Genomic DNA, 14809 nt, shown 5'->3' with positions numbered 1-14809 from the left:
TACGCTGCCCCATAATTGTCATCTTTTCTATTTTATCGGAACCGTATTGTCTACTACATCATCAAAACAGGGAAGTATTTTTGCGAAAATCTCAAATTTGCTAGTTTTCGCAGACTGCTTGTAGATATTTTCTTTTTTCTTTGATATATTATTCGTTAACAGAAGTGATGGTCGGTCCCTCACCGTTCTTAGTATCGGTCATACCGTCGGTGGTAGCTTCTGTTTCCTTTTGTTCTTGAACAAACATCAACACCTTTGCCACCAATTTTCAAATAAAAAAGTCAAGTACTGCAAGTGGCGATAGGTCCCAATGACCTACTAGCATTAAACAGCACTGACTTTCATAAGAATATAGCAAAGTTTGAAAATAATGTCAAGAATAAGTTCCCGGTTGAGAAAGAAAATTTGGGACAAATCAAAGATTAAGAAAATACTCAATAACCATAATGAAATGACAATAGATGCGATTAAACAAGTCCCCAATATTTTAGAGGATTCAATTACTGTAATACAATCAAAAACAAGATTGAACAGTATTACTTTGTTCGGGGAAGTCTTTACAAATGATATGCCCATATTAACAGCATTACAACTAAATCCAAAATCCCAAAAAGGAAAGGTATTAAATTTAAGCAAGATAGCAAGTGCATATGCAAGGAGGAATGCCCAGGTTCGGTATACAGAAAACCAACATGGTGGATCAATTATAAAAAGTCTCTTGCTCAGCAAATGTTACTCTGATGGGACTATACGAAGTTACGTCATGACTTCTGATAGGAAAGGAACTTTGACTGCTAAGACAAGCTGTATGGAAAAAGAGGATTATATGAAAAAGAAGCCTTCGCTTCTGCAAGATGTGCAAAGCACCCCTAGCAATACGTCCAAAACGAAAAGTTCTTTGGCTTCTACTAATAATATAGACAATGGCAGTGAAAAAAGCAATAAGAAAAAGTATTCTTTAAAGGACCACCCTGACGAACCGGCCATGATCGGCTAGGAAAGCCTAACGGAAAGGCCAGATATGTATTGACCAAGGCTGATCTAAGGCATTTGACAAGGAAGGACATTGTTAATACAGGAAGAAAAAATGCAGAGAAGTGTGGGGATAAAGACTAGCTTATTGAGTTTAATTCACTTTATTCTTTTAATGGTAAAAAAATAGTAGAAGCTGTTGGCAGCGCCAACCAGGAGGGCAATCCCTAACCTCTACTACTATTAGTATAAAAGTACTTCTTGACATTGTCAACGGAATGTATTCCGGTATTCTTTTTGGACCTGTTGTACAGTATGTGGAAATCACGGACAAGGTAGTAAGCTGAGCAGAAGTATGGCTAAAGCCCCGGAAAAATAAGTTCCCATTGCCTATGTAAAACAAAGGCATTAAAAGCAGGTTCAATAGTATGAAACGTAAGAACTTTAGATTTGACTTCAATAAAAAACAGAGCCTACCGGTGCTGGCATGTTTGCCAAAACTGACAAACAGCGGTCAGCCATCAACTCTGTTTCTAATAATAGTATACTCAACTCAAATAAAAAAGGCAATCAGAATGAACTGATCCATCAATGACTACTTATTAAGATAACTGTCTACTTTTTGTTGACTAGTGCAATATGCAAGGAAGAATGCCCAGAGGATGATAGATACTAGTGAGATTTTGTTTGTTAACCCAAATAAAAATAGAACCGATGCTTGGTTACGAGCCTCAGGGCTACAATTGCCGGTAGGATTAACCAAGTATGATTCTATTAGCAAAGTAACATATTATGACGATGTTGTCAATAATATGAATGACAAAAAAACCAACCGCTATGGAATTAGCAATGGAAAAAGCAAAGAGCAAGAAACGGTTCTCTTTCAAAGATTCCCAATATAAGCAAGTAAAAAACTTTGAAATCACTAAGGAGCAGGTTTTTAATAATATGAAAGCCGTAGCTACAATGGACAATGTTGCCTCATTAGAGATACATGATGATAAATATCGTGGTACTGTAAGGAGTACAGGTAATTTACAACGGGTGTATGTACTTGTTAGCTGTTTTTATGATGAGGGGTTAATTCCTGTTCAACTTGAAGTAAAAGAATTTTATGGACAGAATAACAAATTGTATGTAACAATTATTTATAAATAAAATAGAAAAGATGACAATTATGGGGCAGCGCTCTACTCCAAAAGTAGCTACGACAACCCTATGTCACCTTCTTCTATTACTTTAACAGATTTGTTTGCAAACATCAACGCCTCTGACCTTGATGTTCTGAAATATGTACCAGACCAATTCCTTAACAAAGAGCAGATTTAAGGAAAGCATGAGGGATTAAGAAAGGAACAGGAAAAACTTGAATCCTTAAGACAAGGTGTCCGATATGCCCTTAAGGGTCACCCTGATGAACAGGCCCTAATCGACTATGAAAGCTTGGTGAAAAAGCCAGATATGAAGGTATCAAAAGTTGCAACAACGCTTGAAGATGTAAGAAGTATGACCCGTAATCAAATGGTTGCTAATGCACGAGAAATTCTAAGTAAGCTAACCAGAAAGGATAAGCAAGGGCGGGTTGTAGTGCATAATGATGACATAGAAAAAGATATTGTCATAGGTAAACGAGGGATAGAACATGGTCTTGATAGAAATTACGAGTATACTGCTATTGTTTTTATGCATTTGGACAGCTATTTAAAACATGCAATAAAAATAAATGAAGCAGTAGCTGATGGAAAGAGGAACTTCGATAGTGACATTTTATTAGGGTATGGAGAAAATCAAGCAGGTGAGAAAATTTCTGCGTACTTTGTAGTTTCTAGGCTTTTAACTGGTCAAGATGAGTTGATAGAGTTTGGCTCCTTATATTCGGTAAGAGCAAAAAATAGTAGAAGATTCTGCACAAGGCAGCCCGGGGGTTCAATCCCGTACTTCTACTACTATTAGTATAGCCGATTTATTGGATATCATCAACGAGACATATTCCGATATTCTGTCAAAATTCCATAACAGTTCACTACGAATAAAATTACCTTAGCCGGTTTGTATGCAAATATCAGAGGATTCTATACTAGATAGACAGGGTTTACAAGCCCCTACCTCTGATACTATTAGTATAAACGCACTCCTTGACATTCTCAACGAGATGTATTCTGATATTCTTCCGAAATCCGTAGCAGATCATTATGGACATACCCGCAAGGAGAGCAAATTAGGTAACTCCGTGAGGTATTCGCTGAAAGAGGATGAAACGCTTAACCCCTTTGGTATCAAGAAATTAAATGACTACATCCATGTCCAAAAGCAGGTCTTGACAACTCTTACGAATGATGGTTTCTTTGGTGATACGGGAAGTTTACAGGTAAAAGTAGAATCAACAGGGGCCATTATAGATATTGGGCGAAAGGGGATTAGAGAAACTTTAGGAACTGGAAAACGGTTTGCAACGTTACCACGAGAATTAAAACTCTATAAGCTAGCAACGATTAGAAAGCTACCTGAAATAATTAAATCTTTAGAGATTGTGTCCAGTGATGTGAAAAATTTTCATGGTGAAGAAAAGAAATCGACGTTCGATTATTTTCAAGCGAATGTTGTAATAGGTGAAATTCCATGCAATGTAAGGGTTACAGCTAAAAAAAGCGATATAAAAAATAAATTTTGGATGCATTATGTTGAAATATTAAACGAGCAGGGTCTCAACCTCCCTCACAATAGTGAGGGCATTAACGAGTTCCCTGCTCGCAAAGCTAGTTTAACACAGGAAGTTGATATGCGCAATAAGAAAAAATACTCTCTCAAAGACCATCCTGACGAACCGGCCCTGATCGGCTAGGAAGCCTAACGGAAAGGCCAGATATGAAAATTGTATTATTGACCAAGGCTGATGTAAGGCATTTGACAAGGAAGGACATTGTTAATGCAGGAAGAAAAAATGCAGAGAAGTGTGGGGATAAAGACGAGCTTATTGAGCTTGATTCATTATATTTTTTTAATGGTAAAAAATAGTAGAAGCTGTTGGCAACGCCAACCAAGGGGGTTAATCCCTAACTTCTACGACTATTAGCATATACGATTTATTGAATGGCGTCAATGAAACATATTCCGATATTCTGTCAAAATTCCATAGCAGATCATTACAAATAAAATTACCTTAGCCGGTTTGTATGCAAATATCAATGCTTCTGACATTAGTTTTGATTCATTGTATCTGGTTAATAGAAAAAATATCAGAGGATTCTATACTGGATAGACAGGGTTTACAAGCCCCTACCTCTGATACTATTAGTATAAAAGCACTTCTTGACATTGTCAACGGAATGTATTTCGATATTCTTTCTGGACCTGTTGTACAGTATGTGGAAATCACGGACAAGGTAGTAAGCTGAGCAGAAGTATGGCTAAAGCCCCGGAAAAATAAGTTCCCATTGCCTATGTAAAACAAAGGCATTAAAATCAGGTTCAATAGTATGAAACGTAAGAACTTTAGATTTGACTTCAATAAAAAACAGAGCCTAGCGGTTTTGGCATGTTTGTCAAAACTGACAAACAGCGGTCAGCTATCAGCTCTGTTTCTAATAATAGTATCCCCAACTCAAATAAAAAAGGCAATCAGAAAAAAGAAGGAACGTTTAAATGACCATCATGAGATGACGATTGACGTTCTTAAAAACGTTCCGCAGATTCTTGAAGACCCTATCATTGTAATGCAATCCAAGACAAGGCTTAATAGTATTGCATTATTAGGTGAGGTTTACCCAGATAATATGCCGGTATTAGTGGCAATGCAGTTGAATCCTAAGAATAAGAGGGGAAGAGTATTAAACTTTGCTAAAATAGCAAGTGCTTATGGAGATTCAAAGGTCCAGGGGTTGATAAATACGAGTGACATTTTATATATAAATCCTGATAAAGAAAAAACCATACTTGGTTAAGCGCCATTAATGGGCTGCAATTGCCCGTAGGATTAATCAAGTATGATTTTATCAGTAAAGTAACATACTATGACGATGTTGTCAATAATATGAATGACAAAAAAGAACCAACCGCTATGGAACTAGCAATGGAAAAAGCAAAGAACAAGAAATGGTTCTCTTTCAAAGGCCATCCAAACGAACAGGCTCTAATCGACTATGAAAGCTTAACAGAAAAGCCGGATATGAAAGATATTTACATAAAGATCAGCAAAAAGATATAGAGATTGGGATAGATGGGTTAGAGCATGGGATCACTAAAATGGATGAAACCAATTTGGTTGTATCGCTTTATGTTGATGAGTATTTGAAAAATGCTATAAAAATTAATGAAACAAAACCAGAGAACAATCATTCATGGTCGGTAGATATTATGCTTGAATATGGTAAAACATTTGATGATAATAGTATTCCCGTATATTTCGTAGTAAAGAACAACAAAAGAAACAAGGATGAAACCGTTGATTTTGGTTCACTGTATTCAGTTAAAGTACAAACAGAAAAACAAGCAGGCCCTTTGCAATAACTACGGAGTCCAATAAATTGGAAACTAGTAGCAGGCCTGCTGTTACTGCCAGTATAAATGTCAGGTTAGTGGAAGTCAAGTGGTTGAACGGCTCTATATTTAATGGATTCAGCTTATTTGCTGTGTGGGTATTTTGCAGCCGCCCCAATCGTGATATAATTCTACTAGTTTAACAAGGAGGAAATGAATATGAAATTTGAAATGTATCATAGCTGCATCACCGTTTTGGACCTGGAAAAATCTTTGGCCTTTTATGAAAAGGCGTTGGGGCTGAAGCCTGTTCGCACAATTGAGGCAGAGGATGGTTCCAGTAAGATCGTGTTTTTAGGGACAGAAGGAAATCCATGCCAGCTGGAGCTGACATGGATCAGAGACAGAAAAGAACCGTATAATCTGGGCGATAATGAAATCCATATCGGTTTTCGCGTTGACGATTACGACGCAGCGCTGGCTTATCACAAAGAAATGGATTGTGTCTGCTTTGAAAATCCTAAGTTTGGCGTATACTTCATCGAAGATCCAGATGGGTACTGGATGGAAGTGGTGCCGACGAGATAGGTTTTTAAGCTTTTTAAAAGATAAAGATCGATACAATTTATACATTGCATCGATCTTTTATTTTTTAAATATTGAAATAGAAACTTGAAAATGGCTTTTTCAAACCGCGGCCTCTCTTTACTTCCCTTCTTTCTCCTGCTTCTTGATCTGCTCCCAAAGGCTCAGACCTTCTTCCACCGACTCCACCTTGGCGTCGCCAAAGACATGCGGATGGCGGCGTATCATTTTTTCGTTCACGCCGCGGATAACATCTTCAATGGTAAAGCGCCCTTCCTCGGCTGCGATCTGAGCGTGCATGACAACCTGCAGCAGCACATCGCCCAGCTCTTCGCACAGATTTTCATCATCTTTTTTGTCGATGGCCTCGATAACCTCGCCGGTTTCTTCCACAAGGCATTCCTTCAGGCTTTCGTGGGTCTGCTTGATATCCCAGGGACAGCCGTTTTCGCCTCGCAGCATTGCGATGGTTTTCACAAATTCATCGAAAATTTCCATGTTTTTTACCTCTTATTCCTCTATTTCTTCGTTGAGACTGCCCATACGGTAACCGGTCAGATCCAGGGTAACGTACAGGAACCCGGCGTCCTTTACCAGAGCGCTTACCCGGTCCATAAAACCTGAATCAAAAAATTCCTCCCGATCCTCCGGCGGCACCTCAATGCGAGCCAGATTTCCGTGATGGCGCACCCGGACCTGCCGGAAACCCAGATCGTGCAGCGCAGATTCCGCTTTGTACACGGCGGCCAGCTTTTCCGGAGTAATGGTTTCTCCGTAAGGGATTCTGGAAGCAAGACAGGCAAAGGCCGGTTTGTCCCAGATGTCGCCTCCCAGATCCTTTAGGGTCCGGCGGATTTCCGATTTTGTCAGGCCTGCTTCCTTGAGAGGACTGGCAATGGAAAGCTCCGCAAGAGCCTTGTGCCCGGGGCGGTAATCCTTCATGTCGTCCAGATTGGTACCGTCAGCGATGACTGCCTCCGGATACTGCGACAGGACCTGTTCCTTTACCCGACTGAAAATCGCTTTCTTGCAGAGATAGCAGCGATCAGGCGGATTGTGGGCGAAGCTGGAGAGAATTTCATCGCCCAGGTCCACAACCATATGGCGGATGCCCTTTTTCAGACAAAGTTCGCGGGCATAAGAGATTTCATCCGGGGCAAAGTTGGGAGCCACAGCAGTGACGGCTATCAGGTTATCACCCAGGACTTTTTGCGCGAACAGGAGCAGGCAGGTGCTGTCCACACCGCCCGACAGCGCCAGCGCCATCTGTTTATAACCTTTAAGGTTTGACTCCAATAGAGCCAGCTTTTCTTCATATTTCATAATTATTCCTTACTGCTCGCAGGTGCGCATGGCTAAAATGGTTTCCTGGAAGAGTTCATCCAGCTCCCATCCCAGCATTTCTGCTCCCTGACGGATTACATCCCGGGAACAGCCCGCGGCAAACTTTTTATCCTTAAACTTTTTCTTAACCGACTTTACTTCCATATCCTGAACGCTCTTGGACGGACGCATCAGGGCGCAGGCTCCGATCAGACCCGTCAGCTCATCGGTGGCGAAGAGAACCTTTTCCATCTCATGGGTCGGTTCTATGTCACAACACAGCCCATAACCGTGGGAACATACGGAACGGATAAAGTCATCCTCAAGGCCGCCTTCCTTCAAAAGCTCCGGCGCTTTTTTGCAGTGCTCCTCAGGATACATTTCAAAATCAATATCGTGGAGCAGGCCCACAAGGCCCCAGTATTCCGGATCATGACCCAGCTTTTCCGCGAAATAGCGCATGGTTCCTTCCACAGTCAGGGCATGCTTGATGTGAAATTCCTCTTTATTGTATTTTTTCAGTAAGTCAAAAGCTTCATCTCTTGTAATCATAAAAACACCTCTCTATTCATAATTTTTAGCTGCCAGCCGTTCTTCCCTGGAAGGCAGCTGAGCGATAATAATAGCAGCGAACATTATAACGCAGCCGAGCAATTCTCTGGGTGCCATCTGCTCGTGGAGAAGCACCACCCCGGAAATCGCGGCCAGCACCGATTCCAAACTCAGCAGCAGCGACGCGATGGTCGGGTCCGTGTCCTTCTGAGCTACGATCTGCAGGGTATAAGCCACGCCGCAGGAAATGGCCCCAGCGTATAGGATCGGGAACCAGCAGTCGAGAATCGCAGACCAGGAAGGCGTTTCGAAAACAGCCATCGGCAGCAGGGAAATGGCCCCGCAGACAAAGAATTGAATGCAGGACATTTTCACACCGTCGGTCTTGGGCGAAAAATGGTCGATTACCAAAATATGCACGGAAAAAGCGAAGGCGCACAGCAGGATTAAGAAATCGCCTTTACTGAAAGAAAACCTGCCGTCCATGCATAAAAGGTAAAGCCCCACCACGGAAAGCGCGACGCAGAGCCAGACGATGGGCCGGACCTTTTTGCCAATGGACACGCCCAGAATCGGAACAATAACGATATACAGGGCTGTAATAAAGCCTGCTTTTCCGGCTGTCGTATAGACGAGTCCAATCTGCTGAAGCGAGCTGGCGATAAAAAGAATGACTCCGCAGGAAATTCCGCCCAGGAGTAAAGTTTTTTGTCCGGCCTTCTTTTCCTCCGTAAAAAGCTCAGCTTCCGCATTTTCAGAGCCGGACGCGTCCGCCTTTGAAAGCAGCAGAATGACAGGAATTAAAACCAGTCCGCCTATAATGGAGCGGATTCCGTTGAATGTGAAGGGGCCTATGTATTCCATTCCGGCCCTTTGCGCTACAAAGGAAGATCCCCAGATCAGCGCGGTCAAAAGCAGCATCAGATTGCCTCGTAATTTTTTGTTCATAAAAACCTACCTTTACAAATGAGTCTACATATTACATGCATGATTATTCTATCGGGTTTGGCGGTAAGTTGCAAGTGTTTTAAAGGCGGGTTTACCCATGAAAATTCAGGGTTTCCAAAACGCATCCAATTCATTGGAAAGGTTGTCTTTAAGGGGCAGATCGTATCGGAAACCATGAAGTATCAAACAGGATCCGAAAAAAATAAAAAATGATAGTTTTGCCGGGGTTGCGATTGGGAAACAAGGAGGAATGTCGCAATGTGTAATTTTTTTAAGGCCAAGCGATACTGTTAGGAAAAAATGCGGTGAGATTTTCGTGAAACTATCAAAGTGGTGAAATAAAAAAATCTCTATTGATAGTTACCCGCTTTTCCTTTCCTGAATCGCCTTGAAACTATCAAAATCGGGGGACTAATGTGAAAATGTTGATATTTCGGGGGAGATGAGGGATGAGATCCAAGGCCGCTTCGATTGCCGCCCCGCGGCCGGGGCGGCTTCCGCCGGTTTCGCCGGCTCTGCTGGGATGCCGGCCCAGCACTTTGTGGGCCACGGGCCGCGGTAACTTTTCGCAAAAATCGGTCAAAGTTACGCAAAGTTGTGGGTTTGCGGGCGCACGAGATCGTAAAAGGCGAAAATTTGTGCTGGCGACCGTTTTGGAGGCCGCAGGATCGTTGAAAAGTGCGTAACTTCCTGAAAAAATTAGAAAAAGTTACCGCCATGTAGTGGTAAACTAAAAGTAGACACCCACCCACTTTTTGGAGAAATAAAGTTGCAGGATTTTTAAGTGATATGCGTATTTATTCAACAACGGGTGTATTTTAGCTTTGTTGTTGAAGTGTTTCCAAGGGTTATGGCCTCTGTCTCTGCGAAAAGCGGCATATTGATCGAGTTTCTGGGAGCCCATGCTCTGCTACCCTTGAAAAAAGTTCAACAAAAGCCCGATTTTTCGCTGCATGTTGATGAAAATAGCGATTTAACCTTTGGGCGAGGTTTCACATGAGCCGGATACTGCAGTACAGCCCGCTGTTTCTGCAGCAAGGCAGAGAGTTTGCGACCAAGGTGTCTTTTGGAAGCCAATGGTCGCGGGATTTGCCGGGAAAGCCAGGACTTGGCCGCAAACCCCAAACCCAGAGCCCCAACAACCAACCCCCAAACCACAATGCATTTTTCACGACCAGCCCCTGCTTTTCAAGGCCGAAAACCTGTACTTAACCTGCCGGCTGTGATAAAATCATTCCATATGGAGCTTGCCGGCAGACCCGATTACACACCGCCCGGCCTTTTCAGGAATTCCTGAAAAGGCCGGGCGGATAGAAACAGATCGGGCGAGGCTGCTGAGGCAGGCTAAAGGAGGACAATGGGAAATGACGCGGGAAGAATTGCAAGAGGTGATCGCCGGGATCAAAGGCCCGGATCAGCAGGCGGCTGAGGCGGCCAGAAAGCGCCAGGAAGTTCTGGCAAAGCCTCCGGGAAGCCTGGGGCTGCTGGAGGATATCTCAATTCAGATGGCCGGAATCACGGGGAAAGTTAAAAATCAAATCAGGAAGACCTGCGTGGTTGTGATGTGCGCCGACAACGGAGTGGTAGAAGAAAATGTTTCTTCCGCGCCCCAGAGCGTTACGCTGGCGCAGACCGTCAATTTTACCAGGAGGCTGACCGGCGTGGGCGCTTTGGCCGAGAGCTTTGGCAGCGAACTGCTGATTGTCGATGTGGGTATAAACGGGGCGATTCCTCAGGGGCTATACACCAAAACGCCGTTTTCCGATACCCACAAAATCGTAGACCGGAGAATTGCCGCCGGTACGGCTAATCTGGCTAGAGAGAATGCCATGACCGAAGAGCAGGCCCTGCGCGCGGTTGAGATCGGGCTGGAAATGGCGGAAGCCGTCAAAACAAACGGGTATGATATTTTCGGCATCGGTGAAATGGGGATCGGCAACACGACCACCAGCGCAGCTGTCCTTTCGGTGCTGACCGGAGAACCTGCGTCCAGAACCGTGGGCAAGGGCGGCGGCATTATGGACAGCAGTTTTGCGCATAAGAAGGAAATCGTAGACGGGGCACTGCGCCGCTGCAGCGCAGAGGACCCAATTTCCGTTCTTGCACAGGTGGGCGGATTTGATATTGCGGCAATGGCAGGCGCTTTTATCGGCGCGGCGGTAAATCGGATTCCGGTGGTCATTGACGGTTACATTTCCGCTGTGGCAGCGCTGGCGGCAGCCCGGATCGCTCCGGCCTGCGTACCGTACATGTTTGCCTCCCACAGCTCCTATGAGAGAGGCTACAGCCTGGCTGTGGAACACCTGGGGCTGCAGGCCTATTTGGATCTGCGGATGCGCCTGGGCGAAGGGAGCGGCTGCCCGTTGGCCTTTAAAATCATAGAAGGCGCCTGCGGAGTGATGAACCGTATGGCTACTTTTGAAGAGGCTGAAATCAACGACGACTACCTGGAAGAAATCCGCAAGGGAGACTGCTTCTAATGAATATTTTCATAAGCGGAGGCTGTAAGAACGGCAAATCCTTTTTCGCCCAGCAAAAGGCCAGAGAGCAGGCAGAGCTCCTGGGCAGGCCTCTGTATTATCTGGCGACCATGATTCCGGTTGATGAAGAAGATCAGAGCCGGATCAGCCGCCATGTCGAGGAACGGGCCGGCTGGGGTTTCCGCACAGTAGAGCAGGGACGCAATATTCTGGGAGCCCTGGAAAGGACAGACCCCGGCGGTGTTTTCCTGCTGGACAGCGTTACGGCGCTTTTGTCCAATGAAATGTTCGATGAGAAGGGAAACGTTGACCTGACCGCGCCTGAGCGGCTAAAAAACGATCTGGCTGAATTTGCTGAGCGGACCGGCAATACCATTTTCGTATCGGACTTCATCTACGGGGACGCCATGGGCTATGAGGCCCTGACCGAGCGCTACCGGGCGGGACTGGCCCTGTGCGACCGGACGCTGGCAAAGGTCTGTCAGCAGGTGATCGAGGTATCCTATGGGAGCCTGAACTATTTTAAGAGGCAGGATGAGCAATGAAAGCAGTAACTGGATTCTTTATGGCATGGGGAAATTTTTGCGCGATCCCATGTCCGTGTAAAAAGTGGGATGAGGACGCGAGAAAGCATATGCTGGTCATGTTTCCGGTAATCGGCCTCATGATGGGACTTTTGTGGTACGGTTTGTTTATCGTGCTGCAGGCGTCGCATATTGCCCATCCATTGGCGGCAGCACTACTGACCGCGTATCCGTTTCTCGTCAGCGGGTTTATTCACTTGGACGGATTTATGGACTGCAACGATGCCATTCTGTCAAGAAGGCCCCTGGAGGAACGGCGCCGGATTTTGAAGGATTCCCATGTGGGAGCTTTTGCGGTCATAACTGCGATTTTGCTGTTTCTGGTGTTCTTTGCCGCAATTTGGTCTGCTTTGGAGCGGGAAGCACCCTGGGTCATGGTGAGCCTGATCGCAATTCCGGTCCTTTCCAGAGCGGCGTCGGCAAGGGCGGTGCTGGCCCATGAGCCGCTTTCCACCAGTCAGTACGAAAAAACCTTTGATTCGGAGAAAAACAAGGGCGCTAAGTGGATTGTCACCATGATCTGGATCGCGGCAGCGCTGCTTTTAATCGCCGGCGGCAGCGCATTAGGGGCTGATGCCGGACTGCGGTGGACGGCGTCTTTGCGAACCTTCGCGGTTTTGGCGGCAGTGGAGCTGGCGGCGTCTGTCATCAGCAGCGCATATGGAAGAAAACAGTTGGGAGGAATGAGCGGCGACATTGCCGGGTTCATCCTGGTATGGAGTGAACTGGCGGCAGTGGTTTCGCTGGCGGTGATTTGATATGAATGTCGTATTCGGAGGCGCTTATCAGGGAAAACTTGATTATGCGAAAGAACAGTTTCATACGAGAGAAGTCTTTGTCTGCAGCGATGATCTGGCGGAACTGGACTTTTCCAAAGATACGATTTACAGGCTGGAAGATTTTGTGCTGGCCTGTGTGAAAGAAGGAAAAGAGGCTGCCGACTATCTGCGGGATCACCGGCGGCAGCTGCAGGGGAAAACGGTGATCTGCACCGACATCTCTCAGGGAATTGTGCCCATGGAAGCAGAAATGCGGGCGCTGCGGGAGATGACCGGAAGAGCGATGCTCTACCTGACAAAGGAAGCGGAAAGCGTGACCCGCGTCTTTTGCGGGCTGGGACAGAAAATAAAGTGAAGGAAGGCATTATGAAATCACAGATACATTTGATCAGACATGGCATTACTGAAGGAAATCAGAGACGCCTCTATTACGGGGCGGCGGACATCCCTCTGGCGGAAGAGGGGGTACAAAGGCTGAAAGAGCTGGTGAAAGAAGGCATTTATCCCCAGGCGGAAGAGGGCGATTTTTATACGAGCGGGCTAAGAAGAACCGAGCAGACGTTGGCGCTCATATACGGAGAACGGGAGCATGAAACGATTCCCCAGCTGAGAGAAATGGAATTCGGCGATTTTGAGATGAAGAGCTATGAGGACCTAAAGGAGGTCCCGGAATACGTGGAGTGGATCAGCGATAAGAGCGGAAATGCCGCCAGTCCCGGAGGGGAAAGTATCGCGGGGTTCTCTACCAGGATCAGTGAAGGCCTGCGGATTCTTCGCGGAAAACATCAGCTCAAAGAATTGTCCGTGCGGCACAGCGGAAAAGAGGCCGTATCGGTGGTTGTCTGCCACGGAGGAACCATCGCTTCCATTATGGAGGAATGTTTCCCCGGGAGGCGGGAGCATTTTTTCAAATGGATTCCCGATCCGGGGCACGGATACACCCTGAACCTGGAAAAGAGCGATATCGTTACCTATGAAATATTTTAGGAGGCTGTTATGGAGATAAAAAACAATATTACGGAATTGATCGGAAAGACACCGCTGCTGCGGCTGAACCGCTGCGAAGAAAAAGCGGGCGCAAGCTGCGCGCTGATCGCAAAGCTGGAATACTTCAACCCCGGCGGAAGCGCGAAAGACCGGGTTGGATATAATATGATCGCGGAAGCGGAGAAGGACGGGAGACTCACGCCGGGCGGAACGATCATTGAACCCACCAGCGGCAATACCGGAGTGGGCATCGCTATGGTAGCGGCCGCCAGAGGATATCAGGCGATCATGACCATGCCGGAAAGTATGAGCGTAGAACGTCGGAATCTGCTCAAGGCGTACGGCGCCAGACTGGTGCTGACCGATGCGGCGGCCGGTATGCAGGGGGCTGTGGAAAAGGCAGAAGAGCTGGCAAAGGAAATCCCCGGCAGCATCATCGCCGGCCAGTTCGTCAATCCGGCCAACTGGCAGATCCATTACAGAACCACAGGACCTGAAATCTGGAACGATACCGATGGAAAGGTGGATGTTTTCGTGGCAACGGTGGGCACGGGCGGAACCATCACCGGAACGGGAAAATACCTCAAGGAGCAGAATCCCCAGGTAAAAGTCGTCGCGGTAGAGCCTGCGGCATCACCCCTGTTGTCCCAGGGCAAAGCGGGTCCCCACAAGATTCAGGGAATCGGCGCCAACTTTGTGCCCGAGGTTTTGGATACCTCGATTTACGATGAAATCATCACAGTGACCGATGAGGACGCTTTCGAAACAATGAAGGATCTGGCGCTGACCGAGGGCCTCTTTGTGGGAATTTCCTCCGGTGCGGCGCTGAAGGCCGGTCTGGTTCTGGCCCAAAGGCCGGAAAACGCAGGAAAAAATATTGTGATCCTGCTGCCGGACACGGGAGAACGCTATCTGAGCCTGTTCGTATAACAAAAGGGGCTGACGTATACAATCGTCAGCCCCTTCGTTCATTCAGGCCCGTATTTCATTCATTAGCAATTCTAGCATTTCCTCCGACTCATCGTCGGTAAAAGGATCCTCTAGCTTGGTTCCGCACTGGGGGCAGACGGTTTCTTCCGTCTCAAATTCCGTGTAGCATGAAGAACAATATTTTATCATTTCA

Annotated in this window: 21 protein-coding genes; 16 read left to right on the top strand and 5 right to left on the bottom strand. The window is 46.0% G+C overall.

Translation table 11 applies throughout. From position 1 onward, the window contains the following. Window positions 1-391: 391 nt before the first annotated feature. The 10 genes from NE619_RS08000 (at window position 392) to NE619_RS07955 (ending at window position 6036) form a co-directional block, all read left to right on the top strand. Complete coding sequence (locus NE619_RS08000) at window positions 392-997, top strand: hypothetical protein (RefSeq protein WP_256131885.1); 606 nt, start codon at window positions 392-394, stop codon at window positions 995-997. Between the two features lie 637 nt (window positions 998-1634). Continuing rightward, complete coding sequence (locus NE619_RS07995) at window positions 1635-1874, top strand: hypothetical protein (protein ID WP_256131884.1); 240 nt, start codon at window positions 1635-1637, stop codon at window positions 1872-1874. Continuing rightward, window positions 1822-2130 carry a hypothetical protein gene (locus NE619_RS07990; RefSeq protein WP_256131883.1) on the top strand — a complete coding sequence of 103 codons (309 nt, stop codon included), beginning with the start codon at window positions 1822-1824 and terminating at the stop codon, window positions 2128-2130. The genes NE619_RS07995 and NE619_RS07990 overlap by 53 nt, the downstream gene beginning before the upstream one ends. Window positions 2131-2418: 288 nt before the next feature. Continuing rightward, window positions 2419-2925 carry a hypothetical protein gene (locus tag NE619_RS07985; protein WP_256131882.1) on the top strand — a complete coding sequence of 169 codons (507 nt, stop codon included), beginning with the start codon at window positions 2419-2421 and terminating at the stop codon, window positions 2923-2925. A 100-nt stretch (window positions 2926-3025) separates the two neighbouring features. After that, complete coding sequence (locus NE619_RS07980; RefSeq protein WP_256131881.1) at window positions 3026-3814, top strand: hypothetical protein; 789 nt, start codon at window positions 3026-3028, stop codon at window positions 3812-3814. 23 nt (window positions 3815-3837) lie between these two features. After that, the gene (locus NE619_RS07975; RefSeq protein ID WP_256131880.1) at window positions 3838-3987 is read left to right on the top strand and encodes a hypothetical protein; all 150 of its coding nucleotides are present in this window, start codon (window positions 3838-3840) and stop codon (window positions 3985-3987) included. 461 nt (window positions 3988-4448) lie between these two features. Further along, window positions 4449-4913 (top strand): hypothetical protein, encoded by a 465-nt coding sequence (locus tag NE619_RS07970; RefSeq protein WP_256131879.1) that lies wholly within the window; start codon window positions 4449-4451, stop codon window positions 4911-4913. A gap of 20 nt (window positions 4914-4933) precedes the next feature. Continuing rightward, window positions 4934-5176 carry a hypothetical protein gene (locus NE619_RS07965; RefSeq protein ID WP_256131878.1) on the top strand — a complete coding sequence of 81 codons (243 nt, stop codon included), beginning with the start codon at window positions 4934-4936 and terminating at the stop codon, window positions 5174-5176. Between the two features lie 38 nt (window positions 5177-5214). Further along, complete coding sequence (locus NE619_RS07960; protein WP_256131877.1) at window positions 5215-5478, top strand: hypothetical protein; 264 nt, start codon at window positions 5215-5217, stop codon at window positions 5476-5478. 189 nt (window positions 5479-5667) lie between these two features. Beyond that, a complete protein-coding gene (locus NE619_RS07955) occupies window positions 5668-6036 on the top strand; it encodes a VOC family protein (RefSeq protein ID WP_256131876.1) in 369 nt (122 codons plus the stop codon). A gap of 117 nt (window positions 6037-6153) precedes the next feature. Here the strand turns inward: NE619_RS07955 and NE619_RS07950 are convergent, their stop codons facing one another. Genes NE619_RS07950 through NE619_RS07935 form a run of 4 tightly spaced genes read right to left on the bottom strand, consistent with a single transcriptional unit; the run spans window position 6154 to window position 8856 of the window. Further along, window positions 6154-6531 (bottom strand): MazG family protein, encoded by a 378-nt coding sequence (locus NE619_RS07950; protein ID WP_256131875.1) that lies wholly within the window; start codon window positions 6529-6531, stop codon window positions 6154-6156. A gap of 12 nt (window positions 6532-6543) precedes the next feature. After that, entirely contained in the window at window positions 6544-7356 is an 813-nt protein-coding gene (gene larE / locus NE619_RS07945; protein WP_256131874.1) for an ATP-dependent sacrificial sulfur transferase LarE, read from the bottom strand. 9 nt (window positions 7357-7365) lie between these two features. Further along, a complete protein-coding gene (locus NE619_RS07940) occupies window positions 7366-7908 on the bottom strand; it encodes an HDIG domain-containing metalloprotein (RefSeq protein ID WP_256131873.1) in 543 nt (180 codons plus the stop codon). 12 nt (window positions 7909-7920) lie between these two features. Then, window positions 7921-8856 (bottom strand): DMT family transporter, encoded by a 936-nt coding sequence (locus NE619_RS07935; RefSeq protein ID WP_256131872.1) that lies wholly within the window; start codon window positions 8854-8856, stop codon window positions 7921-7923. Between the two features lie 1364 nt (window positions 8857-10220). On the opposite strand from NE619_RS07935, the gene cobT reads away from it, so the two are divergent. From cobT to cysK, 6 genes are read left to right on the top strand one after another with little or no spacing between them, the layout of a single operon-like run. Beyond that, window positions 10221-11336, top strand: a complete 1116-nt coding sequence (gene cobT / locus NE619_RS07930; protein WP_256131871.1) for a nicotinate-nucleotide--dimethylbenzimidazole phosphoribosyltransferase — start codon at window positions 10221-10223, stop codon at window positions 11334-11336. After that, window positions 11336-11881, top strand: a complete 546-nt coding sequence (locus NE619_RS07925; protein WP_256131870.1) for a bifunctional adenosylcobinamide kinase/adenosylcobinamide-phosphate guanylyltransferase — start codon at window positions 11336-11338, stop codon at window positions 11879-11881. Before cobT ends, NE619_RS07925 begins: the two co-directional genes overlap by 1 nt. Continuing rightward, the gene (locus NE619_RS07920; RefSeq protein WP_256131869.1) at window positions 11878-12678 is read left to right on the top strand and encodes an adenosylcobinamide-GDP ribazoletransferase; all 801 of its coding nucleotides are present in this window, start codon (window positions 11878-11880) and stop codon (window positions 12676-12678) included. Before NE619_RS07925 ends, NE619_RS07920 begins: the two co-directional genes overlap by 4 nt. Window position 12679: 1 nt before the next feature. Continuing rightward, entirely contained in the window at window positions 12680-13054 is a 375-nt protein-coding gene (locus tag NE619_RS07915) for a bifunctional adenosylcobinamide kinase/adenosylcobinamide-phosphate guanylyltransferase (RefSeq protein ID WP_256131868.1), read from the top strand. A gap of 11 nt (window positions 13055-13065) precedes the next feature. Then, complete coding sequence (locus NE619_RS07910) at window positions 13066-13686, top strand: histidine phosphatase family protein (RefSeq protein WP_256131867.1); 621 nt, start codon at window positions 13066-13068, stop codon at window positions 13684-13686. Between the two features lie 9 nt (window positions 13687-13695). Beyond that, a complete protein-coding gene (gene cysK, locus NE619_RS07905; RefSeq protein WP_256131866.1) occupies window positions 13696-14616 on the top strand; it encodes a cysteine synthase A in 921 nt (306 codons plus the stop codon). 42 nt (window positions 14617-14658) lie between these two features. Here cysK and NE619_RS07900 read toward each other — a convergent pair whose 3' ends face one another. Beyond that, the gene (locus NE619_RS07900; RefSeq protein ID WP_256131865.1) at window positions 14659-14805 is read right to left on the bottom strand and encodes a hypothetical protein; all 147 of its coding nucleotides are present in this window, start codon (window positions 14803-14805) and stop codon (window positions 14659-14661) included. Between the last annotated feature and the right edge of the window lie 4 nt (window positions 14806-14809).

Source organism: Anaerovorax odorimutans, assembly GCF_024459955.1.
Lineage (GTDB): Bacteria > Bacillota > Clostridia > Peptostreptococcales > Anaerovoracaceae > Hominibacterium > Hominibacterium odorimutans_A.
The sequence above is the reverse complement of the archived record's forward strand: the minus strand, read 5'-3'. Positions and strand labels throughout refer to the sequence as shown.

What these genes read in the sequence shown, in the direction of transcription:
- NE619_RS07955 (WP_256131876.1), top strand. Translation starts at nt 5,668, where the DNA reads ATGAAATTTGAAATGTATCATAGCTGCATCACCGTTTTGGACCTGGAA.
- NE619_RS07975 (WP_256131880.1), top strand. Translation starts at nt 3,838, where the DNA reads ATGAAAATTGTATTATTGACCAAGGCTGATGTAAGGCATTTGACAAGG.
- NE619_RS07935 (WP_256131872.1), bottom strand. Translation starts at nt 8,856, where the DNA reads ATGAACAAAAAATTACGAGGCAATCTGATGCTGCTTTTGACCGCGCTG.
- NE619_RS07925 (WP_256131870.1), top strand. Translation starts at nt 11,336, where the DNA reads ATGAATATTTTCATAAGCGGAGGCTGTAAGAACGGCAAATCCTTTTTC.
- NE619_RS07950 (WP_256131875.1), bottom strand. Translation starts at nt 6,531, where the DNA reads ATGGAAATTTTCGATGAATTTGTGAAAACCATCGCAATGCTGCGAGGC.
- NE619_RS07940 (WP_256131873.1), bottom strand. Translation starts at nt 7,908, where the DNA reads ATGATTACAAGAGATGAAGCTTTTGACTTACTGAAAAAATACAATAAA.
- NE619_RS07970 (WP_256131879.1), top strand. Translation starts at nt 4,449, where the DNA reads ATGAAACGTAAGAACTTTAGATTTGACTTCAATAAAAAACAGAGCCTA.
- NE619_RS07960 (WP_256131877.1), top strand. Translation starts at nt 5,215, where the DNA reads ATGGATGAAACCAATTTGGTTGTATCGCTTTATGTTGATGAGTATTTG.
- NE619_RS07990 (WP_256131883.1), top strand. Translation starts at nt 1,822, where the DNA reads ATGGAAAAAGCAAAGAGCAAGAAACGGTTCTCTTTCAAAGATTCCCAA.
- cysK (WP_256131866.1), top strand. Translation starts at nt 13,696, where the DNA reads ATGGAGATAAAAAACAATATTACGGAATTGATCGGAAAGACACCGCTG.
- NE619_RS07980 (WP_256131881.1), top strand. Translation starts at nt 3,026, where the DNA reads ATGCAAATATCAGAGGATTCTATACTAGATAGACAGGGTTTACAAGCC.
- NE619_RS07920 (WP_256131869.1), top strand. Translation starts at nt 11,878, where the DNA reads ATGAAAGCAGTAACTGGATTCTTTATGGCATGGGGAAATTTTTGCGCG.
- cobT (WP_256131871.1), top strand. Translation starts at nt 10,221, where the DNA reads ATGACGCGGGAAGAATTGCAAGAGGTGATCGCCGGGATCAAAGGCCCG.
- NE619_RS07900 (WP_256131865.1), bottom strand. Translation starts at nt 14,805, where the DNA reads ATGATAAAATATTGTTCTTCATGCTACACGGAATTTGAGACGGAAGAA.
- NE619_RS07915 (WP_256131868.1), top strand. Translation starts at nt 12,680, where the DNA reads ATGAATGTCGTATTCGGAGGCGCTTATCAGGGAAAACTTGATTATGCG.
- larE (WP_256131874.1), bottom strand. Translation starts at nt 7,356, where the DNA reads ATGAAATATGAAGAAAAGCTGGCTCTATTGGAGTCAAACCTTAAAGGT.
- NE619_RS07995 (WP_256131884.1), top strand. Translation starts at nt 1,635, where the DNA reads ATGATAGATACTAGTGAGATTTTGTTTGTTAACCCAAATAAAAATAGA.
- NE619_RS07910 (WP_256131867.1), top strand. Translation starts at nt 13,066, where the DNA reads ATGAAATCACAGATACATTTGATCAGACATGGCATTACTGAAGGAAAT.